Origin of the sequence: Bradyrhizobium sp. SZCCHNR1017 (assembly GCF_032381375.1) — a bacterium.
GTDB lineage: Bacteria > Pseudomonadota > Alphaproteobacteria > Rhizobiales > Xanthobacteraceae > Bradyrhizobium.
In genome coordinates this window covers 42197-65555 of record NZ_JAUHIR010000003.1, presented here as the reverse complement: position 1 = coordinate 65555, position 23359 = coordinate 42197, and the positions used below count along the sequence as shown (strand labels likewise).

The following is a 23359-nucleotide window of genomic DNA, read 5'->3' as shown; positions in this document are numbered from 1 at the left end:
GGTGCGTGACCTTTGTCCCTGTGCTGGAGGACGCCGTGCGCCTGAGCCCCAGCTGCAGCCACGCTCTCCGCCATCGCCCGGCTCAACCGGGCGATCCGGTCCTCCGAGGCGGTTCAGCTTGATTCGAGAGGCCGCGGCGTCCTGGATCGCCCGCTTTCGCGGGCGATGGCAGCTGACTACGGAGCGCGAGCTGCCCACCCCCATCGTCATTGCGAGCGCAGCGAAGCAATCCAGGCCGCCTCTGCAGTGGGACTTCGCTGCTCGCAATGACGGAGACAAACATCCTCATTCCCGCAACGCTTCTCGCGCCCGAGTGATGCAAATCGTTCGCCCTCATCCGAAGCAAGGGCGCAGGGAAGGCCGGGCCTCGGCTGAGGCCCGTGGCCCCCGTGCGTGAAAGAGTGCACGGGGCAGGAACCACAGGTTCAGCCGGAACGACCCGGCCTTCCCTGCGCGACGGTGTTACGGCTTATACGTCCTCTCCTCGGTGTGCCGGCTTGTAGCCACCGTCGCCCGCGCGCAGCGTCAGCAGCGGCGCGAGCTTGGCATCAGCGTCGGGATGCCGGGACCTTACGATTTCGCCGTCCTGCCCGAACCGTTCGTCCGCGCACCCGAAAGCACGCTGCAATCCTGACAGGCCATCGCATCCCGCGCTCAACGTCCGTGACGACCGCGATGCGCCCCTCGCAACGAGGCGGGATGCGCATGAGAGAACATGAATTCTGTAAAAGCGAAAGAAGAATTTTGTGCGCGTCGGACGCGACGAGCGGGATCGGGTTGAATGTGCGGACGAAAATCGTTTCTCGACGCAGATGATTTGAGTGATCCCAGCGCAGGGTCGGCGCCGACGAGGTGGAGCAAATCGCGCAACGCGCCGACCTGATTCGCCCGTCGGGCAGTCCGCTACGCCGCACTCTCCATCAGAGCCTCTTCCGCTTCCGCCACCGCGGCCGGCGTGCCGACATGCATCCAGACGCCTTCGAGGCGGAGGCCGAACAGGCGGTCCTGCTCGTTCGCCTTGTCGAACATCTTCGTCAGCGAGAACTCGCCGTTCGGCGCGCCGTCGAAGATCGATGGCGAGATGATCGCGGCGCCCGCGTAGACGAACGGCACCACCTGATGCTCCCGCCGCTTGCGCAAGGTACCGTCGGCGAGCATCGCGTAGTCGCCTTGACCCGCGTAGCCGATCGAGGTCGCGGTCGGCGCCATCAGCAGCATGATGTCCATGCGTTCGGGATCGAACGCGTCGGCGAGCCGGGACAGGTTCTGGCGCACGCCCTCGATCCACATCGTGTCGGAGTTGACGTGGAAGAACGGCTCGTGGCCGAGCAGCGGCAGCGCCTTGACGACGCCGCCGCCGGTGCCGAGCACCTGGTCGCGCTCGTCGGAGATGATCACGCGGGGCGTGCTGCGCGCGGCCGTGTGCGCGATGATCTGGTCGGCGAGATAGTGGACATTGACGACGGCTTCGGTGACGCCGGCTTCGGCGAGGCGGTCGAGCACATGGTCGAGCAGCGGGCGACCGGCGACGCGCACCAGCGGTTTGGGCATCGTCTCCGTCAGTGGGCGCATGCGCAATCCGAGACCGGCGGCGAGGACCATGGCTTTGTGCGGCTTGACGGGCATCTTCAGGGCATCTCGATCAACGGTGGCATGTGCGAATCATACCACGCAAAAACATCTATCGTCTCGGCCGGTTGCGATAGCCCGTGCCGATGACGAATATGCGACGGCTGCCCGGCCATCGTGATGCAAGATGCCGCAGTCGTGGCTCGGTCAGGCTTCGGCCGCGGCGCGCTTGTTGGTCTTCTTCTTGCCTTGCTTCAGGAAGGTGACGCCGATCTGGTCGCCATTGACCCAGGCCAGCTCGCAGCGCCGGTAGGCCAAGCCGGTCGACGACAACAGCAGGAAGAACTCCTTCAGGTGCAGGCCTTCGACCGAGCCCTCGACCGTCAGCTTCGCCCCGGTCTCCGAGACGTCCTCGATGGTGCAGTTGCGCCGCCAGGTGCCGTCGATGCCCATCATGAAAGCCGGGATGCCGCGCTCGAAGACGACGCGTTCGCCCTTCATCCGCTCTGCCATCGCAACCTCCATTCACGCGCGGCGCGCAACCGGCGCCACGGGCGCAAGGTAAAGGGGGATGGCTAAGAACCGGTAAAGCCACGGAGGTGCGCGGTTTTGGCGCGTTCTCTCTCCACGGCGGCGATCGGCTCCCCTCCCCGCAAGGGGGAGGGGGAGCGCACCGGTGGTGCTGCGAGACGCTGCCTTAAGCCACCCCTGCCGGTGGCGGCACGTTGGCCGCGTACCAGTCGCGGACTGGGTCGAGCGCCGCGTGCGCCAGCGACCGGTGGAGATAGTCCCAGATGCGAGGCTGGTGCTTGAGGTACTGCGGCTTGCCGTCGCGGCGGTTGAGGCGGGCGAAGGTACCCAGCAGGCGGGTGTTGCGCTGGACGGACATGATCGCGTAGTGCGCGCCGAATTCGTCGGCGTCGAAGTCCGTCGACGCCGCTTGGCGCGCGGCGATGTAGCGCTCTCGGAGCGCCCGCTCGAGCTCTGCCGACACGTCGATCCGGGCGTCCTGCGCCAGGGAGACCACGTCGTAGGCCGGCGGTCCCATCACCGCGTCCTGGAAGTCGATCACGCCCACGCGGGCGATGCCTTCGCGCGCGGGCAGCCAGAGCAGGTTGGGCGAGTGGTAGTCGCGGATCACCCAGGTCGGCTTAGATGTCGGCTTGGCCGCGAGCGGCGCCTCCAGCAACTCGCGCCATATTTCCAGGAATTCGGCGCGCCGCACCTGCGACAGCTCCACGCCACGGTCGGGCAGGTACCATTCGAGCATCAGGCCGATCTCGATCAGCATGGCTTCGACGTCGAAGGTCGGGACCTCGTAGGTCACCTGCGGCGCCAGCGGCAGCACCGAGGGGACGTCCTGCGCGTGCAGCGCGGCCAACAGATCGGTCGCGGCCTCGTAGCGCTCCACGACCGGTCGTGGCGGGTCGCCCTCGATCACGCCCTCGCGTCCGAGATCCTCGGTGATGAGAAAGCCGTGGCCGAGATCGGCGTCGTTGATCTTCGGCGCCGAGATGCCGAGCCCGCGCAAGGCGGCGGCGATCGCGACGAATGGGCGGACGTCCTCGGCGAGATGCACGGCGCCGCTATAGGGCTTGCCGTTGTAGATCGCCGGGCCGTCGGGCCGCTTCGGCGAGTTCATCAGGATGAAGACGCGCTCGCCCTTGTGGAGCCGCGCATAGGAGCGGGTCGAGGCGTCGCCGGCCATGCGCTCGCGGCGCGATCTGGCGTGCCCGGCCTCGGCGAGGAATTCGCGCAAGGCTTTCAGCCGTGCAACCACCGCGGCCGCCTTGCCGCTGCCGGTGATCTCGGCGCTGCGGGCGGTGTCGCCCTGCGATGGATCGTGGCGCAGCGCGATGTCGACGCGATCCAGCGGGAGAGTGCCGCCGGCGCGCTCCGGCCACTCGATCAGCACGACGGTCGCCTCCGGCAGCGGCGACAGGCCGATCTCCTCGAGCTCCGATGCGTCGCTGATGCGATAGAGATCGGCATGCACCAGCGGGAAGCTCGGCAGGTCGTAGCTCTGCGCCAGAGTGAAGGTCGGACTCGGCACCTCCAGCTCGTCGTCGCCGGCGAGATAGCGGATCATCGCCCGCGCCGCCGCCGTCTTGCCGGCGCCGAGATCGCCCGTGAGCGTGATCAGTGCACCCGGGCCGATCAGCAGCGCGAGATCGGCCATCAGGGCGGCCGTGGCGGTCTCGTCCGCCAGCGTGGTGGTGAATGTCAGCTGGTCCGTCATTCCGCGGCGTTGCGTTGCGCGACGTGGTCGGTCGGGAAGTCACAGGTGACCGTGGTGCCCTTGCCGACCACCGAATCCATCCGCACCCTGCCGCCATGCAGCTCGACGAAGGAGCGCACCAGCGACAGTCCGAGGCCGGCGCCGCGATGGCGCGAGCCCTGCGAATGGCTCTCGAACCATTCGAACACCTTGTCCTTCACCTCGGGCGGAATGCCGGGGCCGGAATCGGTGACCGCGAAGATGACGCTGTGGTCGGTGCGGCGGGCGCTGACGACGACGCTCGAATCCGGCGGCGAGAAGCCGACGGCATTGGCGAGCAGATTGTAGAGCACCTGCACGACGCGGCGCTCGTCGCCGACGAAGGAGCCGACGTCGGGGTCCACCGCGATCGTCAATCGGATGCGATCCGTGGCAAGCCGGTCCTGCACGCCCTCGGCGGCGGCCTCGATCGCCTTGGCGGCGTCGACCGGCCCGAGCTCGAGCTTCATGGCGCCGGCATCGATGGTGGCGAGGTCGAGAATGTTGTTGGTCAGCGCCAGCAGCGCGTTGGTGGATTTGGTGACGTAGTCGAGATACTCGGCCTGCTTCGGCGTCAGCGGCCCGGTCGACGGATCGGACAGGAAATGCGCGAAGCCGATGATCGTCGTCAGCGGCGCGCGCAGCTCGTAGGACACGTGGTGGACGAAGTCGATCTTCATCTGGCCGGCGGCTTCGAGCGCCTCGTTGCTCTCGCGCAGGGCTCGCTCGACATTCTCGGTGTCGGTGATGTCCTGGAAGGTCAGCATGGTCGCGCCGTCGGGCAGCGGGCGGCTCATGCAGTCGAGCACGCTGCCGTCCTTGCGCTCGAGCTTCAGCGCAACGTCGAGCCGGTTCTCGATCGACGTGATCGCCTCGCGGATGGTGCGCCAGGCGACCGCGTCGTCGTAGAGCTGATGGCACCAGGATTCCACGGTGTCGATATGCGGATGCTCGCGCAACTGATCCGGCGACAGCCGCCACATCTTGGCGAAGGCCGGATTGAACAGCTCGACCCGGCCGTTCGAGCCGAACACCGCGACGCCCTCGGCAAGGCTGTCGAGGGTCTCGCGCTGGACCCGGATCAAGCCGTCGAAGCGGCGGGCAAGCGCGAAGCTCTCGGTGACGTCGTCGAACAGATAGGTGACGCCGCCTTCCGGGTTCGGCGTGGTGACGACCGACAGCGCGCGGCCGTCGGGCAGGAACCAGGTGTCCTTGGCGGCCTCGACGGCGCGATAGGCCTCGTGAAGCTTGGCCTTCCAGGCCCGGAAGTCGGCCTGCTCGGGCAACTTGCGCGCGGCGCGAAGACGGTCGAGCACCGACGAGTCATCCGGCTGGCTGTCCAGGAAGGCGGGATCGAGACGCCACAGCCGGCGATAGGAGTCGTTGTAGAAGGCGAGCCGGCGCTGGCCGTCGAACACGGCTACGCCCGAGGACAACTGATCGAGCGTGCGCCGGTGTGCTTCCCGCATCCGCACCACGGCCGCATCCAGGGCCGCCGCCTCGCTGGCGTCGATGGCGACGCCGGCGCTGCCGTTTCCCAGCATGAAGGCGCGCACGTCGTACATGCGGCGCTCGCCGCCGGTCACGATCGGCAGCCGGCCCTCGAAACGGCCGTTGGTGGCGAGCGCGCGCTGCAGATCGATACGGTCGGCCGAGTCGAGCAGCTCGATGTTGCGGCCGATCGCGTCCGGCACGTCGCGGGCATCGGCGGCACGGGCATAGGCGGCGTTGACGTAAGCGAGAGCGCCATTGGCCTGCCGTGCCCAGATCGGCCACGGCAGCGCCGCTGCCAGCGCGCGCAGCGACTCCGTTTCCTCGCCGAGCGCCTTGAAGCGGAGCTGCGTCTCGGCGAGCTCGCGGCGCAGGCCGGACAATTCGCGAATGCGCACGATGGCCTGGCCGCCGATGGCGCGGCCCATCGCCTCGATCGCATGGCCGTGCGAGGTGGTGAGATTGAGCATGAAGCCTTCGCCCGCCTCGCGCAGCGCGTCGACGGCGCGGTCGAGCTGCAGCGCGGGCTCCGGCGGCAGCCAGGTTCCAAAGGCGAGAATGCGCTGCGGCTGATCCTGCGGCACCAGCATCGAGGTGTCGCCGGAGATCTGCGGACGGTGGCCGCCGGCCGGCCAGGCGATCAGGATCTGCGGCTCGGCGAACAGCAGCGCACGGTAGCGATCGGCCTGCAATTGCAGCCCGGCGACGTCGGCGCGCAGCCGCGCTTCCTTCCGGCCGGCCGCCAGACGCGTGCGCACCAGCGCGACCGCGGCGACGACGGAGAAGCCGAGCAGCGCCAGCATCGCCGTGACCTCGGCGATATCAGGACGGCTCAGCTCGAACAGCGTCGTGATCGCATCCGGCGCCACGCCATCGCCTGCGAAGCCCGGTGTCGCCGGCGCAAGCGCAGTCGCAGCGAGACCCATGAGGCCCTTGCGCGCAAGTGACGTGCACGACAGCAGCGTCTGACGCATCACCACGATCACGCCCGACATATTTGCCCCAAACCGCACGAAGTTCCGCGCGGCGCCGATCGCGTCGACCGCGCCGTCTCACGAATCAATCAACCATAACCGCTTCGGGACTCCAGCGGTAAGAGTCCAGACCGTGAACGATGGTTGCGCCTGAGGAAAATGCGTCCACCGATCGACTCTTTCGAGTCGGAACAGTGGCAAGCCCGTAGTTCAACGGCCCGTCGAGCCGAAGCCGCCGCTGCCGCGCGCGGTCGTCGTCAAGGTTGTCGCGAGGCTGAGCTCGGCGCGCGCTACGGCGGCGATCACCATCTGCGCGATGCGCTCGCCGCGGCGGATCGTAAACGGTTCCTTGCCGTGGTTGATCAGCAGCACGCAGATCTCGCCGCGGTAGTCCGCGTCCACCGTGCCCGGTGAGTTCAGCACCGTGACGCCGTGCCGCGCAGCGAGCCCCGAACGCGGCCGCACCTGGGCCTCGTAGCCGTCGGGCAGCGCGATCGACAGTCCCGTCGGCACCATCGCATGGCCGCCCGACGCAAGGACGAGCGGTGCATCGGGCGGAACCGCGGCGAGCAGATCGAGCCCCGCGGCATGTGCGGTCTGATAGGCCGGCAGCGGCAGGCCCTCGCCATGCGGCAGGATCTGCACGTCGATCGCGATCGTCTGTGTCACGCAACGGGTCCCATGGTTCTGGCGATCTCGGCGACGAGCGCAGTCGCGACCTCGTCCTTGGTCATGATCGGCCAGGACGCGACATGGACGCCATCGGCGTCCTTCGTCAAGAGATGTACGGTGTTGCGGTCGCCGCCCATCACACCGGTCGCGGGCGAGACGTCGTTGGCGACGATCCAGTCGCAGCCCTTGCGGGCGAACTTTGCCTTCGCGTTGTCGATCAGGTGCTCGGTCTCGGCGGCGAAGCCGATGACGAGACCAGGCCGCTTCTCCTGCAGCTTCGAGATCGTGGCGAGGATGTCGGGGTTCTCGACCAGCGTCAGCGGCGGGATCGCCTTGTCCGTCTTCTTCAGCTTCTGGCCGCCCTCATTGGCGACGCGCCAGTCGGCCACCGCCGCGGCGAAGATCGCGACGTCGGCGGGCAGCTCGGCCTCGACTGCCTCCAGCATCTGCCGCGCCGATTCGACGTGGGTGACGCTGACGCCCTTGGGGTCGGCAAGCTCCACCGGTCCTGCGATCAGCCTCACGTCGGCGCCGGCGGCCTGCGCGGCGGCGGCGATCGCAAAGCCCTGCTTGCCGGAGGAGCGGTTGGCGATGTAGCGCACCGGGTCGATCGGCTCGTGGGTCGGGCCCGCGGTGATCAGCACGCGGCGGCCGGCGAGGGGGCGCGGCACAGGCGGCTTGAGCATGGCGACGACGGCGTCTGCAATCTCGGTCGGCTCGGCCATGCGGCCGACACCGGCCTCGCCCTTCTCCGCCATCTCGCCGGCGTTCGGCCCGATCATCTGGACGCCGTCGCGCTGCAGGGTCGCGGCGTTGCGGCGCGTCGCCGGATTGCTCCACATCATCGGGTTCATCGCCGGCGCCAGCAGGATCGGCCGGCTCGCCGCGAGCAGGATGGCGCTGGCGAGGTCGTCGGCGGCGCCGTGCGCCATCTTCGACATCAGGTCGGCGGTCGCCGGTGCCACCACGATGAGATCGCAGTCGCGCGCGAGCCGGATGTGGCCGACGTCGAACTCGCTGCGCGGGTCGAACAGATCGGTGAAGACACGATCTCCCGACAGCGCCGACGCGGCGAGCTCGGTCACGAATTGCGTCGCCGCCTTGGTCAGCACGCAGCGGACGTGGATGTGGCGCTCCTTCAGCCGCCGGATCAGGTCGAGCGATTTGTAGGCGGCGATGCCGCCGCCGATGATCAGGGTGACGCGAGCCTCGCGCGCCTGGCCGGGCTGGGGGACGAGCGGGGCGGAGAGGTTGGCTGGAGCAGGCGGCGCCATCGGCGGCTCGGATGGATCGGCAGGCTCGATCAGCGCGCGCAGGATGACCCGGACTTCCTCTTCGACGGAGCGCCCGTTCTGCGCCGAGCGCAGTCGCAGATAAGTCTTGAGAGAGTCGTCCAGCTTGCGGATGGTCAGGCTCGCCATGACCGCCTCCCCAGCATTGCCCTTGTGAAGGCAATGCTAGCAGAAAATGATAGCAGTGCAATCAGTAGACATAATGCCGATTGGTGAGCCTAGCTATTTGCCGCCGTCATTCCGGGCTCGCGCTTCGCGCGCCCCGGAATGACGAGTGGAGAGAGCGGGGCTCTCAGGTCACAGCCTGAGCACCGCGAACAGAATGCCGATGAAAGTCAGCGCGATGACCCACAGCGCGATGGCGCGCCAGCGGCTCTTCTTGCCTTCGGTGCGGCCCATGGCGGCGATGGTTTCCGGCGACAGGCGCAAGCCGTCGCGGGTCATGGTCTCCATGTGCTCCAGCACGGCGGCGGCGCGGGCGGCGAGCACGGGCAGGGTCGCGCTGAGCCGGACCAGGTCGCCGACGCCGGACACGGCGCCTTCGATGCGGCCGAGCGGGCCGAGATTGCGCTCGATCCATTCGCGCACCACGGGATCGGCGACCTTCCAGATGTCGAGCTTGGGATCGAAGCCGCGCGCGACGCCCTCGACCACCACCATGGTCTTCTGCAGCAGGATCAGCTCCGGCCGGGTGCGCATGTCGAACAGGCCGGTGACCTCGAGCAGCAGGGTCAGCAGCTTGGCCATCGAGATTTCTTCGGCCGTGCGGTTGTGGATCGGCTCGCCAATGGCGCGGATGGCCTGTGCGAAATTCTCCACCGAATGATGCGGCGGCACGTAGCCGGCCTCGAAATGCACTTCGGCGACGCGGCGATAGTCGCGGGTGATGAAGCCGAGCAGGATCTCGGCGAGGAAGCGCCGCTCCTTCATGCCGAGCCGGCCCATGATGCCGAAATCCACCGCGACCAGCCGTCCCTGCTGGTCCAGGAACAGGTTGCCCGGGTGCATGTCGGCGTGGAAGAAGCCGTCGCGCAGCGCGTGGCGGAGAAAGCTCTGGATCACCTTGCGGCCGACGTCGGGCAGATCGACATTGGCCTCCGCGAGCCGGGCGTGATCGTTCAGCGCGATGCCGTCGATCCACTCCATCGTCAGCACGGTGTTGGCGGTGCGATCCCAGTCGACCGTGGGTACGCGGAAGTCCGGATCGTCCTTGATGTTTTCCGCCATCTCGGAGAGCGCAGCGGCCTCCAGGCGAAGGTCCATCTCCATCGCGACCGAGCGCGACATCGTGTTGATGACCTCGACCAGCCGCAGCCGCCGCGCCTCCGACGAATGCGCCTCGGCCTTTTCGGCGACGAAGAAGAAATCGGAGAGGTCGCGGCGGAAGCGCGAGGCAACGTTCGGCCGAAGCACCTTCACCGCGACTGGACGACGAATGCCGTCGCGCTCGACCTCGCCGCGATGCACCTGCGCGATCGAGGCGGCGGCGACCGGAGGACCGAGATGCGTGAACAGCTGGCTGATCGGGCGCTCGAGCGCGGTGGCGATGACCGCCTCGGCCTCGGCCTGCGGGAATGGCGGCAGCCGGTCCTGCAGCGATTCGAGGTCGCGCGCCATGATGACGCCGACGACGTCGGGCCGCGTCGCCAGGAACTGGCCGAGCTTGAGATAGGCCGGGCCCATGCGCTCCAGCGCCCGCGACAATCTTGGCCCGGACTTGGCGCCGGGGCGCTCGACGAGGCGCGCCAGCTTCAGCGCGAGCTGGCCCGGCGGCGGCGCCAGGCTCGGATCGACGGCGCCGAACACGCCCTCGCGCGCGAACACGAAGGCGGCCCGGGCGAGCCGCGTAATGTGGGTGAGTGCGGAGATCACAAACGCCAGCCGGAATGAAGCGCGACGATGCCGCCGGAGAGAGTCTGCCAGGACACGCGGGAGAAGCCGGCCGCCGAGATCATCTCGGCGAAGGCGCTGGGGCGCGGAAACTGGCGGATCGATTCGACGAGGTAGCGGTAGGACTCGGCATCGCCGGTGACGGCGCGGCCGAGCTGCGGGATCACATTGAAGGAGAACAGGTCGTAGAGCTTGTCGAGCCCTGGCATCTCGACGGTGGAGAACTCCAGGCACAGGAAGCGGCCGCCATGCTTGAGCACGCGGAAGGCCTCGGCGAGCGCGAGCTCGATCTGCGGCACGTTGCGGATGCCGAAGGCGATCGTATAGGCGTCAAAGGAGCGGTCGGGAAAAGCGAGCTTTTCGGCATTGCCCTCGACGAACGAGACCTTGTCGTCGAGATATTGCTTCAGCGCCCGCTGGCGCCCGACCTCGAGCATGTCGCTGTTGATGTCGCACACGGTGGCATGGAAGCCGGCGCCGGCCTTCCTGGCGGCGCGGAAGGAGATGTCGCCGGTGCCGCCGGCCACGTCGAGCAGCGCAAACGGCGCATCGCTCTTCGGCGGGTTCAGCGTGTTGATCATGATGTCCTTCCAGACGCGGTGCAGTCCGCCCGACATCAGGTCGTTCATCAGGTCGTAGCGCTGTGCCACGCTGTGAAACACGTCGTTCACCAGCGTCTGCTTCTCGCCCAGAGGCACGTCCCTGAAGCCGAAATGAGTGGTTTGGTCCGGCTGATCCATCACCCTTACTCCGATACGGCACCATAGCGCTGATGCGGCCAAGGCGCTATCACGTCAGTCGGACAAGGTGAATGGTCGCGGATGCAAAAGGTGAAATGAGCCGGCATGCCTGAGCTGCCCGAAGTCGAGACCGTCCGGCGCGGGCTGCAGCCCGTCATGGAAGGCGCCGTCATCGTCAAGGCCGAGGCCCGGCGCGGCGATCTCAGGTTTCCGTTCCAGCCCGATTTTGCGAAGCGCCTGCAGGGCCAGACCGTCAGGGGACTCGGCCGGCGCGCCAAATATCTGCTGGCCGACCTCGGCTCCGGCGACGTGCTGCTGATGCATCTGGGCATGTCCGGCTCGTTCCGGGTGATCAAGCCGGAGCACGAGGAGACGCCGGGCGAGTTTCACTATCCGCGCGGCAAGGACAGCGTGCACGACCATGTCGTGTTTCACATGTCGTCTGGCGCCGACATCGTGTTCAACGATCCGCGCCGCTTCGGCTTCATGAAGATCATCGGCCGCGGCGAGATCGAGACCGAGCCGCATCTGAAGGATCTCGGGCCCGAGCCGCTCGGCAACGAATTCGATGCCGCCATGCTGGCGCGCGCCTGTGCCGGCAAGAAGACCAGCCTCAAGGCGGCGCTGCTCGACCAGCGCGTCGTCGCCGGGCTCGGCAACATCTATGTCTGCGAGGCGCTGTTCCGCGCCCATCTGTCGCCGCGACGGCTGGCGGCAACGCTGGCAACGAAGAAGGGCGAGCCCGCGGATCACGCCAGGTGTCTGGTGGAAGCGATCCACACCGTGCTCAACGAGGCCATCCGCGCCGGCGGCTCGTCGCTGCGCGATCACCGCCAGACATCAGGCGAGCTCGGCTATTTCCAGCATTCGTTCCAGGTCTATGACCGGGAGGGCGAGCCGTGCCGGACCGATGGTTGCGGCGGCGTGGTGAAGCGCTTCGTGCAGAACGGGCGCTCGACGTTCTGGTGCCCGAAGTGCCAGAAGTGATGCAGCGGCCGACCAGCCGGCATGGCCGGCTTGCCCCAGTCTGCTTGTGACGGACGGGGGCGGGGGTATACTGCCGCCATGGCTGTCAGCTCGCCCGATCTGAAAGCATTCCTGCTCGCGACGCCGTTCTTCGGCGGTCTGCCCGATGCGAGCCTCGATCTGCTGGTCTCGATGCTGGTCGCGCGCGAGTTCGAGAGCGGCGCCGTGGTCGTCGCCGAAGGCGAGGCGGGTCGTTCGATGTTCGTCGTGCACAGCGGCACGCTGGAGGTGAGCGAGCGCCTGGAGACGGGCGTTGCGATCCATATGTCGCGTCTCGAGCCTGGCGATTTCTTCGGCGAGATGACCCTGCTCGACATGCAGAACAGATCGGCCACCGTCGTCGCGGAAGCGCCGACCGTATTGTACGAGCTGACGGCGCAAAAGCTGTATGCCTTCTACAAGGCTGACATCCACGCCTATGTGATCGTGCTGCAGAACATCAATCGCGAGCTATGCCGTCGCCTGCGCCGCGCCGATGCGCGGATCAAGCAGCTGGAGATGCGCGAGGCTGGAGAGCGCTAGGCCCGGTCGGATTCGGTGGACCGGATCTCGCGGTCGGTGATGTTTCCCTCGCCCCGCTTGCGGGGCGAGGGAGCACACCGCATTTGCGATAGTTCGTATCCGATGACGACCACAGCCCGCCTCTACAGCCCCGCCTTCCAGTTGATGCCATTGTCGGCCCAGGTCGGGTAGGCCCGCGTCACCGGCAGCTTCGCTTCCTCGGCGGGCGGCGTCAGCATGATCGGGAATTCGACCTCGGCGTGCTCGCTCGCGTCCTTCAGCTCGCCAGCGTCATGCATGACGTGGTCGCCGGCGAGCTTGCCCGCGGTCCAGCGCCACAGGCTGCGAATCTCCTGCGCCGACTTGCCGGCCGCATCGAACTCGCTGACGCCGAGACCGGCGGCGAGCGCGTCCTGGTGGTCGTTGCGCATCATGATGAAGGGCTGCGCCAGCACCTCTGCGATGTCGCGCGGCGCGTCGGCGTCGAGCGCAGTCGTCGCATCGGTGACGCGATGGCCGCCGCGGATCGGGGCCTGGTTGAGCACGAAGGCAAACGGCTTGCGCCAGGCGCGCACGACACTCAAGGTCGGTGCGGTCGCTTCGATGTCGGCGACGCTCGGACGCGCCGGAATGAGGCACAGATTGCAGTGGCGGATCGCGGCCGTCGTGGACGCCGTGATGCCGGCCCCGGTGTCGATCACGCAGAGGGTGACGCCGTCGCGAGCCAGCGCTTCGAGGCGAGGCTCGATCGTCTTGGCATCGTAGACGGCTTCGACGATCGGCTCGCCCGCGGCGCGGCGCGCCTGCCATTTGGTCAGCGTGCCCTGACGGTCGGTTTCGATCACGCGCACCTTGTGGCCGGCCTGCTGGGCCGCCACGGCCAGACCAATCGCCAGCGTGCTCTTGCCGCTGCCGCCCTTCTGCGTGGCCAAAACGATCGTGTACATCGGGAGACAGTCCTTCGGATGTTGACGGAACTTATGAGAACGCCAAAGCTGAGCGCATCGCGATCGCGGTGCAGAGCTATTCTCGCTCAGGACAGTCCCGGCCCGATCCAACTCATGAAGAGCGATCGCGGTGGTCCGAATCAGCACGCCGACAAAACTGTTCGAACTATTTCACGCTCGGCCTGTGCCTGCACAGACCGGTTGACTACGGCGGGAGCCGTTCCGAGTTGATAGCAAGGTGCTAGGAAGTTGAGTGGCAGCGAGCCGCGGGCGAGCGATCGGCGTCGCCGAGCATCATCCCATGCAGTCGCGATGCTGCACGTCCGATCCCCGCCGGCCGCCGTTGGGCCCTTAATTTTTTCTAAAACGACATGCTTAACATTGCGTAAATGCCGCCGCGCCGCAGGGCGCGGCGGCATGATCGCGATGCCGGACCGGTTTGGCGCAGGCTCTACTTCCGCACGCAGATCACGCGCACCGTCGCCGCCTTGGCGTCGAGCGAGGTTCCGTCGGGCTTGACGCCATGCGTGGCGAGAAAGGCGCGCGTCGCATCGGCGCTCACCATCACGACCTGTGTGGACGGGATGAGCGCCGTGCCGGCCATGATTCCTGGCTTGAGCAGGGTGACGCCGGCGAACTTGCCGTCGCCGTCGAGCGCCGCCGCTCCGGAAAAGCCGAGCCCGGGCGCCGGCGCCAGCGAGGCGTCGCCGACGCCGTTGGCGGCGAGCTGCGCCTTGACGGTGCTGATCGCGGCACCGCCGCCCTGGCTCTGTGGATCGGCGATGCCGACGATGTCGACCGACGATTTCGCACTGCCGCCCGACAGCGCCAGCGGCTTCAGGCCGCGCGCGCCGTAGATGCGCAGCAGCGCCAGACCGCGCTCCTTGTCCTCGGCCACGCGCTCGGCATGGCCGAAACCGGGAATGGTGATCGCCACGCAGGCATCGGTCACCTCGCGATCGGCGATGATGGCGCCGTCGTGGGTGGCGATGATGCCGGTGCCGTAATCGACGCGGCGCCGTGGCGCGGGCTGCGCGGCCAATGTCGACGGAAACGCGGTGAAAGCGCTCGACATCGCGATCACGACCGGCTCGACCGTGTTCTCGGTGGCCTGATCGTAGAGGATGGTCAGGATACGCACCTCGTCGCCCCGAAAGGTGCCGCGGATGTAGAACTTCTTCAGGTTCTGCAGGCCCGAAAGCACGAAGAAGTCGGGCTTCACCACGCTGTAGTCGACGGTGCGGCCGGGCTCCTTCTTCTCGCGGTCGGCCAGCGCCGCGGAGGTCGGGTTCGCCTCCTTGCGGCGTGACAGCACCACCTGCACGGTGCCGGTGGGCGATGTCCATTTCGAGCCGGTGCCGTCGCTGGTCTGTTGCGGCACCAGCTTTGCGGGGATGCCAAGCCGGGCGCCGCTGACCGGCTCGGTCACGAGCTTCCAGCCGACGCCCTCCTGCTTGCGGCGCGCGGTGTCGGCCAGCACGGCGCGCTCCTGCGGGTTCAACACGCCGGTCGGCTTGCCGCCGGCCAGCTTCTGGTACTCCTTGATCGCGTTGACCATGCGCTCGCTGACGTCGCCGGTGATGGCGCCATTGTACTGGCCGACCCAGGCGAGATCGGATTGCAGCGCGAGCCGCTCGGCCTGGCTCATCGCATTGGCGGTGTCGGCGGGAGCCTGCACGCCCGGGCGCGCCGGCTGGGTCGCGACGGGCTTGGGCTTGGCGCCCGGCAACGCGCCCTGCGGCGTCTGTGCCTGCGCCGACGCGCATGCGGCGATCCCGCAGATGAAGGTTGCCGTGGCCAGCCGTCTCATGACAAATCCCGATGCTCTTGCCGCGCCGCTAAATAAGCACATCTGCTTGGTCGGTCACAATCCGGCGAGGGTTCAGCGCGGAGATCCGGCGTCTTCGCTACGGTCCGACACTAGGCTGACAGCGGTGCGGCAGCGGAAGGACGGTGTAACGATGCTGAGCGACGAAGAACTGGAGCGCTATGCCCGTCACATCGTGCTGCGCGACGTCGGCGGTCCCGGTCAGGCGGCGCTGAAGCGGGCGTCGGTGCTGGTGGTCGGCGCAGGCGGCCTCGGCGCACCGGCGCTGATGTATCTCGCCGCGGCCGGCGTCGGCACGATCGGCGTGGTCGACGACGACGTCGTGTCGCTGTCGAATCTGCAGCGTCAGGTCATCCATGCGACCCCCGACATCGGCAGACCCAAAGTCGAGAGCGCCGCCGAGCGCATCAACGCGCTCAATCCGCATGTGAGCGTCATGGCGCATCGGACCTGGCTCAATGCCGACAACGCGCTCGATCTGATCGGCGCTTATGATCTCGTGCTCGACGGCTCCGACAATTTCGACACCCGCTATCTCGTCTCCGATGCCTGCTTTCTGGCCGCGCGGCCGCTGATCACCGGCGCGCTCGGCACCTTCGATGCGTCGCTGACGACGATCCGGGCGCATGAGCGGAATGAGAAGGGCCAGTTTAATCCGACCTATCGCTGCCTGTTCCCCGAGCCGCCGCCGCCCGGCACGGTGCCCGCCTGCGCCGAAGCCGGCGTCATGGGTGCGCTCGCCGGCATGCTCGGCTCGATGATGGCGCTGGAGGCGATCCGCGAGATCGTCGGCTTCGGCGAGGGGCTGGTGGGACGGCTCTTGATGCTGGACGCGCGCACGATGCGGTTCGAGACCCTGCGCTATGGGCGCGATCCCGCCAATCCGCTGAACGGTGATGGACCTGTCATTGCGGACTTGAGCGCGCATCGGAAGTGACGGCCGCTTGAGTCGAGAGGCGCGCCACAAATTCACTGTCGTCCCGGACAAGCCCGGCGACGCAACGCGTCGTCGGGCGCCGATCCGGGACCATACTCCGTGTATGCAATGAGGCGCACGGAACGGGTCATCTGCCTGTTCCAGACATCACGCGGTATGGGTCCCCGCGTTCGCGGGGACGACACCGAGTTTGTTGCGCGACCTGGACTCGCATGACGCTCAGCCCGGCTGACCGCGCTCGCTGTCCATATGCACCAACTGCGCCTCCGGATAGCGCTCTCCGGCGGCGACACCAATCGGGAAGGCCTTGTCCAGCGCGGCGAGTTGGACCTCGGTGAGCTTGACGCAGAGCGCGCCGAGCGCCTCGTCGAGACGGTCGCGGCGGCGGGCGCCGACCAGCGGGACGATGTCGTTGCCCTGCGCGGCCACCCAGGCGATCGCGACTTGCGCCGGCGTGGCGCCGACCTCGCCTGCCAGGCTGCGCAGCGTGTCGACCAGGCTGAGATTGCGATCGAGATTGTCGCCACTGAAGCGCGGCGAATGGCCACGGAAGTCGGCAGCGTTGGCGCGGTCCATCGACCAGTGCCCGCTGATCAGCCCGCGCGACAGCACGCCATAGGCGGTGATGCCGATGCCGAGCTCGCGGCAGGTTTGCAGGATGTCGCTCTCGATGCCGCGCGAGATCAGCGAATATTCGATTTGCAGATCCGAGATCGGGTGCACCTTGTGCGCCCGGCGAATCGTCTCTGAACCGACCTCCGACAACCCGATATGCCTGATGTAACCGGCCTGTTTCAGCTCGGCCATCGCGCCGATCGTGTCCTCGATCGGCACCTTGGGATCGAGCCGCGCCGGGCGGTAGATGTCGATGGCGTCGACGCCGAGCCGCTGCAGCGAATAGGACAGGAAGGTTCTGACAGCTTCGGGCCGGCTGTCATAGCCGAGCCAGCTCTTGTCGGGGCCGCGCAGGGCGCCGAACTTCACGGAGATCTGCACGTTGCGCGGACCGGCCGAGGCCAGCGCCTCGCGGATCAGCATCTCGTTGTGGCCCATCCCGTAGAAGTCGCCGGTGTCGAGCAGCGTGATGCCGGCGTCGAGCGCGGCGTGGATGGTGGCGATGCTCTCGGACCGGTCGGTGGGGCCGTAGAAGTCCGACATGCCCATGCAGCCTAGTCCGATGACCGAAACGTCGGGGCCGGTCGAGCCGAGTTGGCGGGTTTGCATGATCAATCTCCTCTTGCTGGCGCAGGCGGCCTGCTGGCCCGCCCGGACAACGCGGATATCGGCGCATTTCCTCGGTTCGATAAGCTGGACAATTTCGAATGGACTGTTCAACATATCGAACAATGAGCGAGCCGGACCTCCGTGATCTTCAAGCCTTCGCTGCCGTGGCTCGCAGCGGCAATTTCCGCCGGGCTGCGCGCGAGCAGGGCCTCGCGGCATCCAGCCTCAGCCAGCGGCTCAAGGAGCTGGAGCAGCGGCTCGGCGTCCGGCTGCTCAACCGGACCACGCGAAGCGTCGGCCTGACGCAGGCCGGCGAGGCGCTGCTGGCACGGCTCGAGCCGGCGCTGTCCGAGATCGAAGCGGCGATCCATCAGGTGCGCGGCCAGCAGCAGGTCGCGGCGGGGCGCCTGCGCATCAATGCGCCGCCGCCCGCGGTCGATCTGGTGCTGGCGCCGATGGTCGCGCCGTTCCTTCAGGCCTATCCGCTGATCGAGCTCGAGATCGTCGCCGACAGCGGCTTCGTCGACATCGTGCAGGCCGGGTTCGATGCCGGCGTGCGCTATGGCGAGCACCTGGCGCAGGACATGATCGCCGTGCCGCTCGGCGAAACGCAGCGCTACGCCATCGTCGCCTCACCGCACTATGTGGCGCAGCATGGCCGTCCCGCGCATCCGCGCGACCTGCTGCAGCATGGCTGCATTCGCACGCGCTTCTCGTCCGGTGCGATGCTGGATTGGGAGTTCGAGAAGGACGGGCAGGTGATCAGGATCGCGCCGCCGGCCCGGCTGATCGCGGTCCAGCTCGGTCTGGCCTTCCGTGCCGCCTGCGACGGGGTCGGCTATTGGGCGACATTCGAGGGACATGTGCGCGATGCGTTGGCGGCTGGCCGCCTCGTCAGCGTGCTGGACGACTGGTGCCCGCCGTTCCCTGGGCCGTATCTGTATTACCCGAGCCGCCGGCAACCGCCGCCGGCGCTGGCGGCGTTCGTCGCGTTCGTCGGGGAGGGGCGCAAGCGCGCGGGCGCCCCGCACCCAGCTGCCGTCCCGGCCTCGAGCCGAGACCCATAACCCCTGGCGTGAATGAGACGATGACGACCAGCGACGTCCTCGCGGACATTACGCGGTACGGGTCCCTGCGTTCGCAGCCACGACGCTGATTGTGGGGTCGAGTGACCGGCCTACAACATGCTCGGCAGCACGCGGTCCGGCGGGCGGTGGTTGTCGAGGAAGGTCTTGATGTTGATGATGACCTTCTCGCCCATCTCGACGCGGCCTTCGATGGTGGCCGAGCCCATGTGCGGCAGCAGCGTCACCTTGCCGGCCTTGGCGAGCCGGACCAGGCGCGGATTGACCGCGGGCTCGTGCTCGAACACGTCGAGACCGGCGCCGGCGATATCGCCGGCCTCGATCAGCCGCGTCAGCGTCTCCTCGTCGATCACTTCGCCGCGCGCGGTGTTGACGATGTAGGCGTCCTTGCGGATCAGCTTCAGCCGGCGCGCCGACAAGAGATGGAACGTCGCCGGCGTGTGCGGACAGTTGACCGAGATGATGTCCATCCGCGCCAGCATCTGGTCGAGGCTCTCCCAATAGGTGGCGCCGAGCTCGTCGGCGATCACGGGAGCGACCGGGCGGCGGTTGTGATAGTGGATCTGCAGGCCGAAGGCGCGGGCACGCCGCGCCACGGCCTGGCCGATCCGGCCCATGCCGATGATGCCCAGGCGCTTGCCGCCGATGCGGTGGCCGAGCATCCAGGTCGGCGACCAGCCCGCCCAGTTCTTGCCCTCGGTGAGGATCGAGGCGCCCTCGATCAGCCGCCGCGGCACGGCGAGGATCAGCGCCATGGTCATGTCGGCGGTGTCCTCGGTGAGGACCTTCGGCGTGTTGGTGACGGTGATGCCGCGCGCCACCGCCGCCGCGACGTCGATGTTGTCGACGCCGTTGCCGAAGTTGGCGATCATGCGCAGCTTGCAATCGGGCTGATTGAGAATGTCGGCGCTGATGTGGTCGGTGACGGTCGGGACCAGCACCTCGGCGGTGCGCACGGCGTCGGCGAGCTGTTCCTGGCTCAACGGCTCGTCGTCGAGATTGAGCCTGGCGTCGAACAGCTCGCGCATGCGCGTCTCGACCGAGTCCGGCAGCTTGCGTGTCACCACGACGAGGGGCTTTTTCCTACCTGACATGTGCTGCTCTCATGAGATCCTTCAGACCTCATTAACCGGGTTCGCCGAAACTACCGTCGTCGCCTGAGAGCGGCGCTTCCCTGGACTGGTCGTGTCGGATCTCGCAGGTGGGCCGATCCGTCCCTGACAGGGCTTCGCGAGCGATTCTCAGGCGCTTCCTGGCCGCTTGTGTTCGGTCCTGTCTAGCAGAAGGCCCGGCCAAGACAAGAAGCCAACGGCAGGTCGGGACTGGCGCTTTCGGCAAGCCCTCTCCGAGCACGAAGGGGGGCAGCCGGGCGGTTCGATGGGGATCGGGCGAAGGATCGCAACGCAATCCGCTTTGATCGGAGCGCGGGTCGATCCTTTCGAGGGAGAGTGAGTTGAGTAAATTGACGTTGTGGCGTTTCGGTGCTGTCGTGGTGCTGCTGGTCTGTCTGTTCGACGTTGCCGTCGGCAGGGGCGGCGTTGCGGCGAAGGACTCCGTTCTCACCACCAGCGGCCTGCCGGTGCCGCGCTATGTCAGCCTGAAGTCGGATCATGTGAACGTTCGTGCCGGTCCGACCAAGGACAACGACGTGGCCTGGGTCTATACGCGCTCCGGCCTGCCGGTCGAGATCACTGCGGAATATGAGAACTGGCGCCGCGTGCGCGATTCCGAAGGCTCGGAGGGGTGGGTCTATCACTCGTTGCTGTCGGGGCGCCGCACGGCGGTGGTCACGATGAAGAACAAGGACGATCTCGCCCCGATCTACGAGAGCGCCGACGCGACCAGCGCGGTCACAGCGCGGCTGCAGGCCGGCGTTGTCGCGCAGGTGAAGAAATGCGGCAATGGCTGGTGCCGCGTGCTCGGCAATGGTTTCGAAGGCTGGATCCAGCAGCAGCGGCTGTGGGGCGTCTACGCCGACGAGCAGGTCAATTGAAGGCCCAGGTCAGCGCAAGGCGCTGACCTCCATCCTGACGCGCGCCCGACACAAAAATGCCCGCAGCGGGCGCGGGCATGATGCCTCGATGAAGACCTTCCGGAGGCTCAGCGCTTCTTGCGCAGCCGGACGACCATGTCGATCCGGGCGATCTCGTAACCTTCGGGCGCCTCCGGCAGCTTCGACAGCGCCAGATGCTGGTCCGGGATGTCGACCAGCTCGTGGTTGTTCTCGAGATAGAAGTGATGGTGGGCGGTGACGTTGGTGTCAAAATACGTCTTCGTGCCGTCAACGCTGACCTGGCGCAGCAGGCCGGCGTCGGTCAGCTGGTTCAGCGTATTATAGACCGTGGCGAGCGAGACCGGAACCTTGGCCAGCGTCGCTTCCTCATAGAGCATTTCGGCGGTCAGATGCCGCGCGCCCTTGCCGAACAGCAGCCAGCCAAGGGCCATGCGCTGGCGGGTCGGGCGCAGCCCGGCCGCCTGCAGCATCTCGTTGACGTCGTGCCATGGGCAGCCATTGAGTGCTGGCTGCCGGCCGTTCCCGAGATCCGGGTTGCCGCGGTCATGACCACTCATCGAGGCGTTGTTGCTGACATCCACTTCAAGCACCGCACAATCTCGCTCTCATCCACAACCGATATAGGAAGAAACCCATTCAGATGCAAGCTTATCGCAACTAACGTATCTAGAACGCTCCTAAACTGCATTTGCCGCCCGGTTCGGGCGCCGGCCCTGGTGCTGCGTCGATTTACCTGGATACGCGCATTGACGCCGCAATCCTCTATGTTAGAGAGCGCCCGGACCCGATTTGCCCTGCCATGGTGAGCGCCGGCGGCCGTGATGGCCATGTGCGCGAATCCAGGCGTCGTTAAGCCCGCCGCTGACAGCGGTCATGTTCGCCAAGTGCGATGGCCCAGCCTTCGTGCCGACGCGATGACCGGCCAGCGCGGCGCGGAAGGGGGCGGCGCGCGGGAAGGGTCCATGTCGCGCGGCACAAATTCCACCGGGGATCGTTGAGAAAGGCCACCAAGCATGCTGGATCGGCGCAGCGCATATGAATACGAGGACCTGCTGGCCTGCGGCCGCGGGGAGCTGTTCGGCCCCGGCAATGCACAACTGCCGCTGCCGCCGATGCTGATGTTCGATCGGATCGTCGAGATCTCCGAGACCGGCGGCGAGTTCGGCAAGGGCGTCGTCCGCGCCGAGCTCGACGTGAAGCCGGATCTCTGGTTCTTCGGCTGCCATTTCAAGAATGATCCGGTGATGCCGGGCTGTCTCGGCCTCGATGCGATGTGGCAGATGGTCGGCTTCTACCTCGGCTGGACCGGCGGCGCAGGGCGCGGCCGTGCGCTGGGCCTCGGCGATCTCAAGTTTTCCGGCCAGGTGCTGCCGACCGCCCGCAAGGTTGTGTACAACGTCGACATCAAGCGCGTGATGCGCTCAAAGCTGGTGCTCGGTATTGCCGACGGGTGGCTTTCGATGGATGGCGAGATTATCTATCGCGCCAAGGACCTGAAGGTCGGCCTGTTCAAGCAGGGCGCCGCGCCGACTTGAACCGGCAGGCTGCGGCCACAGACAGTGCAGCAGGCACGGCTGCAACACAACACACGAGCAAGGTGAGGCGGACATCATGAGGCGGGTTGTCATCACGGGCATGGGCATCGTCTCATCGATCGGCAACAACACCCAGGAGGTGCTCGCCAGCCTGTACGAGGCGAAGTCCGGTATCTCCCGCGCCGAGAAATATGCCGAGCTTGGTTTTCGTTCGCAGGTGCAAGGTGCGCCGACGCTGAATCCCGCCGACGTGGTCGACCGCCGCGCCATGCGCTTCCTCGGCGAGGGGGCGGCGTGGAATCATGTCGCCATGGAGCAGGCCATCCTCGATTCCGGGCTGGAGCCGACCGACGTCTCCAACGTCAGAACCGGCATCATCATGGGCTCAGGCGGGCCATCGACGCGCACGCTGGTGGAAGCGGCCGACATCACCCGCACCAAGGGCCCGAAGCGCGTCGGTCCGTTCGCCGTGCCGAAGGCAATGTCGTCGACGGCCTCGGCGACGTTGGCGACCTGGTTCAAGATCAAGGGCGTCAACTACTCGATCTCCTCGGCCTGTGCGACGTCCAATCATTGCATCGGCAATTCCTACGAGATGATCCAGTACGGCAAGCAGGACGTGATGTTCGCCGGCGGCTGTGAGGAGCTCGACTGGACGCTGTCGGTGCTGTTCGACGCGATGGGTGCGATGTCGTCGAAGCACAACGACACGCCCGCCACCGCGTCGCGGCCCTATGACGTCACGCGCGACGGCTTCGTGATCGCCGGCGGCGCCGGCGTCCTCGTGCTGGAAGAGCTCGAGCATGCCAAGGCGCGCGGCGCCAAGATCTACGGCGAGATCGTGGGCTACGGCGCGACGTCCGACGGTTACGACATGGTTGCGCCTTCCGGCGAGGGCGCCGAGCGCTGCATGCAGCTCGCGCTGTCGACCGTGAAGACGAAGATCGACTACATCAATCCGCATGCGACTTCGACGCCGGCCGGCGATCCGCCGGAGATCGAGGCGATCCGCAAGGTGTTCGGCCGCGGCGAGAAATGTCCGCCAATCTCGGCGACCAAGGCGCTGACCGGCCACTCGCTCGGCGCCACCGGCGTCCAGGAAGCGATCTATTCGCTGCTGATGATGAAGAACGGCTTCATCTGCGAGAGCGCCAACATCACCGAGCTCGATCCCGCCTTCGCCGACATGCCGATCGTGCGCAAGCGCATCGACAACGCCAAGCTCGGCACCGTGCTGTCGAACTCGTTCGGCTTCGGCGGCACCAACGCGACGCTGGTGTTCAAGCAGCTCGACGCCTAAGATTTCCAACAGCACTGGTTTCGTCGGCATCATGGCCGGGCAGCAGCGCGAAGCTCATTCTTCGCACCGATGTCCGG

At 67.1% G+C, this 23359-nt stretch carries 20 protein-coding genes; 7 read left to right on the top strand and 13 right to left on the bottom strand.

Features of this window, described 5'->3' with window-relative positions:
- Positions 1-903 precede the first annotated feature (903 nt).
- From QW863_RS09185 to ubiE, 8 genes are all read right to left on the bottom strand, one after another.
- The gene (locus QW863_RS09185; protein WP_315716898.1) at positions 904-1626 is read right to left on the bottom strand and encodes a nucleotidyltransferase family protein; all 723 of its coding nucleotides are present in this window, start codon (positions 1624-1626) and stop codon (positions 904-906) included.
- 150 nt (positions 1627-1776) lie between these two features.
- Entirely contained in the window at positions 1777-2082 is a 306-nt protein-coding gene (locus QW863_RS09180) for a PilZ domain-containing protein (RefSeq protein ID WP_315716899.1), read from the bottom strand.
- A gap of 184 nt (positions 2083-2266) precedes the next feature.
- Positions 2267-3808 carry a tRNA (adenosine(37)-N6)-threonylcarbamoyltransferase complex ATPase subunit type 1 TsaE gene (gene tsaE, locus QW863_RS09175; protein WP_315716900.1) on the bottom strand — a complete coding sequence of 514 codons (1542 nt, stop codon included), beginning with the start codon at positions 3806-3808 and terminating at the stop codon, positions 2267-2269.
- Positions 3805-6312, bottom strand: coding sequence for a sensor histidine kinase (locus tag QW863_RS09170; protein WP_315716901.1), 2508 nt, complete (start codon positions 6310-6312; stop codon positions 3805-3807). Before QW863_RS09170 ends, tsaE begins: the two co-directional genes overlap by 4 nt.
- Positions 6313-6501: 189 nt before the next feature.
- Complete coding sequence (gene dut, locus QW863_RS09165; RefSeq protein ID WP_315716902.1) at positions 6502-6960, bottom strand: dUTP diphosphatase; 459 nt, start codon at positions 6958-6960, stop codon at positions 6502-6504.
- Positions 6957-8384: a bifunctional phosphopantothenoylcysteine decarboxylase/phosphopantothenate--cysteine ligase CoaBC gene (coaBC, locus tag QW863_RS09160; RefSeq protein ID WP_315716903.1), complete on the bottom strand. Its 1428-nt coding sequence runs from the start codon at positions 8382-8384 to the stop codon at positions 6957-6959. Before coaBC ends, dut begins: the two co-directional genes overlap by 4 nt.
- 168 nt (positions 8385-8552) lie before the next feature.
- Entirely contained in the window at positions 8553-10127 is a 1575-nt protein-coding gene (gene ubiB, locus QW863_RS09155; RefSeq protein WP_315716904.1) for a 2-polyprenylphenol 6-hydroxylase, read from the bottom strand.
- Complete coding sequence (ubiE, locus tag QW863_RS09150; protein ID WP_315716905.1) at positions 10124-10885, bottom strand: bifunctional demethylmenaquinone methyltransferase/2-methoxy-6-polyprenyl-1,4-benzoquinol methylase UbiE; 762 nt, start codon at positions 10883-10885, stop codon at positions 10124-10126. The genes ubiB and ubiE overlap by 4 nt, the downstream gene beginning before the upstream one ends.
- Before the next feature lie 105 nt (positions 10886-10990).
- On the opposite strand from ubiE, the gene mutM reads away from it, so the two are divergent.
- A complete protein-coding gene (gene mutM, locus QW863_RS09145; RefSeq protein WP_315716906.1) occupies positions 10991-11872 on the top strand; it encodes a bifunctional DNA-formamidopyrimidine glycosylase/DNA-(apurinic or apyrimidinic site) lyase in 882 nt (293 codons plus the stop codon).
- Between the two features lie 78 nt (positions 11873-11950).
- On the top strand, positions 11951-12433 hold the full coding sequence (locus QW863_RS09140) for a cyclic nucleotide-binding domain-containing protein (RefSeq protein WP_315716907.1): 483 nt from the start codon (positions 11951-11953) through the stop codon (positions 12431-12433).
- A 122-nt stretch (positions 12434-12555) separates the two neighbouring features.
- Here QW863_RS09140 and QW863_RS09135 read toward each other — a convergent pair whose 3' ends face one another.
- Positions 12556-13359 (bottom strand): ParA family protein, encoded by an 804-nt coding sequence (locus tag QW863_RS09135; protein ID WP_315716908.1) that lies wholly within the window; start codon positions 13357-13359, stop codon positions 12556-12558.
- A gap of 451 nt (positions 13360-13810) precedes the next feature.
- Positions 13811-15169, bottom strand: a complete 1359-nt coding sequence (locus QW863_RS09130; RefSeq protein ID WP_315716909.1) for a peptidoglycan-binding protein — start codon at positions 15167-15169, stop codon at positions 13811-13813.
- 151 nt (positions 15170-15320) lie between these two features.
- On the opposite strand from QW863_RS09130, the gene QW863_RS09125 reads away from it, so the two are divergent.
- A complete protein-coding gene (locus QW863_RS09125) occupies positions 15321-16124 on the top strand; it encodes a molybdopterin-synthase adenylyltransferase MoeB (protein ID WP_315716910.1) in 804 nt (267 codons plus the stop codon).
- Positions 16125-16343: 219 nt separating this feature from the next.
- Here QW863_RS09125 and QW863_RS09120 read toward each other — a convergent pair whose 3' ends face one another.
- Positions 16344-17348 carry an aldo/keto reductase gene (locus QW863_RS09120; RefSeq protein ID WP_315716911.1) on the bottom strand — a complete coding sequence of 335 codons (1005 nt, stop codon included), beginning with the start codon at positions 17346-17348 and terminating at the stop codon, positions 16344-16346.
- A gap of 122 nt (positions 17349-17470) precedes the next feature.
- Here QW863_RS09120 and QW863_RS09115 point away from each other — a divergent pair, with 122 nt between their 5' ends.
- Entirely contained in the window at positions 17471-18415 is a 945-nt protein-coding gene (locus tag QW863_RS09115) for a LysR family transcriptional regulator (protein ID WP_315716912.1), read from the top strand.
- 110 nt (positions 18416-18525) lie between these two features.
- Here QW863_RS09115 and QW863_RS09110 read toward each other — a convergent pair whose 3' ends face one another.
- Positions 18526-19527 (bottom strand): D-glycerate dehydrogenase, encoded by a 1002-nt coding sequence (locus tag QW863_RS09110; RefSeq protein ID WP_315716913.1) that lies wholly within the window; start codon positions 19525-19527, stop codon positions 18526-18528.
- Between the two features lie 413 nt (positions 19528-19940).
- Here QW863_RS09110 and QW863_RS09105 point away from each other — a divergent pair, with 413 nt between their 5' ends.
- Complete coding sequence (locus tag QW863_RS09105) at positions 19941-20426, top strand: SH3 domain-containing protein (RefSeq protein ID WP_409977910.1); 486 nt, start codon at positions 19941-19943, stop codon at positions 20424-20426.
- Between the two features lie 107 nt (positions 20427-20533).
- Here QW863_RS09105 and irrA read toward each other — a convergent pair whose 3' ends face one another.
- The gene (gene irrA, locus QW863_RS09100; protein WP_315716966.1) at positions 20534-21004 is read right to left on the bottom strand and encodes an iron response transcriptional regulator IrrA; all 471 of its coding nucleotides are present in this window, start codon (positions 21002-21004) and stop codon (positions 20534-20536) included.
- 456 nt (positions 21005-21460) lie between these two features.
- Here irrA and fabA point away from each other — a divergent pair, with 456 nt between their 5' ends.
- A complete protein-coding gene (fabA, locus tag QW863_RS09095) occupies positions 21461-21982 on the top strand; it encodes a 3-hydroxyacyl-[acyl-carrier-protein] dehydratase FabA (RefSeq protein WP_315716914.1) in 522 nt (173 codons plus the stop codon).
- Positions 21983-22058: 76 nt separating this feature from the next.
- Positions 22059-23282 carry a beta-ketoacyl-ACP synthase I gene (gene fabB, locus QW863_RS09090; protein WP_315716915.1) on the top strand — a complete coding sequence of 408 codons (1224 nt, stop codon included), beginning with the start codon at positions 22059-22061 and terminating at the stop codon, positions 23280-23282.
- Positions 23283-23359 lie beyond the last annotated feature (77 nt).

Coding starts and splice junctions, on each gene's coding strand:
- QW863_RS09185 (WP_315716898.1), bottom strand. CDS start 1,626: ATGCCCGTCAAGCCGCACAAAGCCATGGTCCTCGCCGCCGGTCTCGGA.
- QW863_RS09180 (WP_315716899.1), bottom strand. CDS start 2,082: ATGGCAGAGCGGATGAAGGGCGAACGCGTCGTCTTCGAGCGCGGCATC.
- tsaE (WP_315716900.1), bottom strand. CDS start 3,808: ATGACGGACCAGCTGACATTCACCACCACGCTGGCGGACGAGACCGCC.
- QW863_RS09170 (WP_315716901.1), bottom strand. CDS start 6,312: ATGTCGGGCGTGATCGTGGTGATGCGTCAGACGCTGCTGTCGTGCACG.
- coaBC (WP_315716903.1), bottom strand. CDS start 8,384: ATGGCGAGCCTGACCATCCGCAAGCTGGACGACTCTCTCAAGACTTAT.
- ubiE (WP_315716905.1), bottom strand. CDS start 10,885: ATGGATCAGCCGGACCAAACCACTCATTTCGGCTTCAGGGACGTGCCT.
- mutM (WP_315716906.1), top strand. CDS start 10,991: ATGCCTGAGCTGCCCGAAGTCGAGACCGTCCGGCGCGGGCTGCAGCCC.
- QW863_RS09140 (WP_315716907.1), top strand. CDS start 11,951: ATGGCTGTCAGCTCGCCCGATCTGAAAGCATTCCTGCTCGCGACGCCG.
- QW863_RS09135 (WP_315716908.1), bottom strand. CDS start 13,359: ATGTACACGATCGTTTTGGCCACGCAGAAGGGCGGCAGCGGCAAGAGC.
- QW863_RS09130 (WP_315716909.1), bottom strand. CDS start 15,169: ATGAGACGGCTGGCCACGGCAACCTTCATCTGCGGGATCGCCGCATGC.
- QW863_RS09125 (WP_315716910.1), top strand. CDS start 15,321: ATGCTGAGCGACGAAGAACTGGAGCGCTATGCCCGTCACATCGTGCTG.
- QW863_RS09120 (WP_315716911.1), bottom strand. CDS start 17,348: ATGCAAACCCGCCAACTCGGCTCGACCGGCCCCGACGTTTCGGTCATC.
- QW863_RS09115 (WP_315716912.1), top strand. CDS start 17,471: ATGAGCGAGCCGGACCTCCGTGATCTTCAAGCCTTCGCTGCCGTGGCT.
- QW863_RS09110 (WP_315716913.1), bottom strand. CDS start 19,527: ATGTCAGGTAGGAAAAAGCCCCTCGTCGTGGTGACACGCAAGCTGCCG.
- irrA (WP_315716966.1), bottom strand. CDS start 21,004: ATGAGTGGTCATGACCGCGGCAACCCGGATCTCGGGAACGGCCGGCAG.
- fabA (WP_315716914.1), top strand. CDS start 21,461: ATGCTGGATCGGCGCAGCGCATATGAATACGAGGACCTGCTGGCCTGC.
- fabB (WP_315716915.1), top strand. CDS start 22,059: ATGAGGCGGGTTGTCATCACGGGCATGGGCATCGTCTCATCGATCGGC.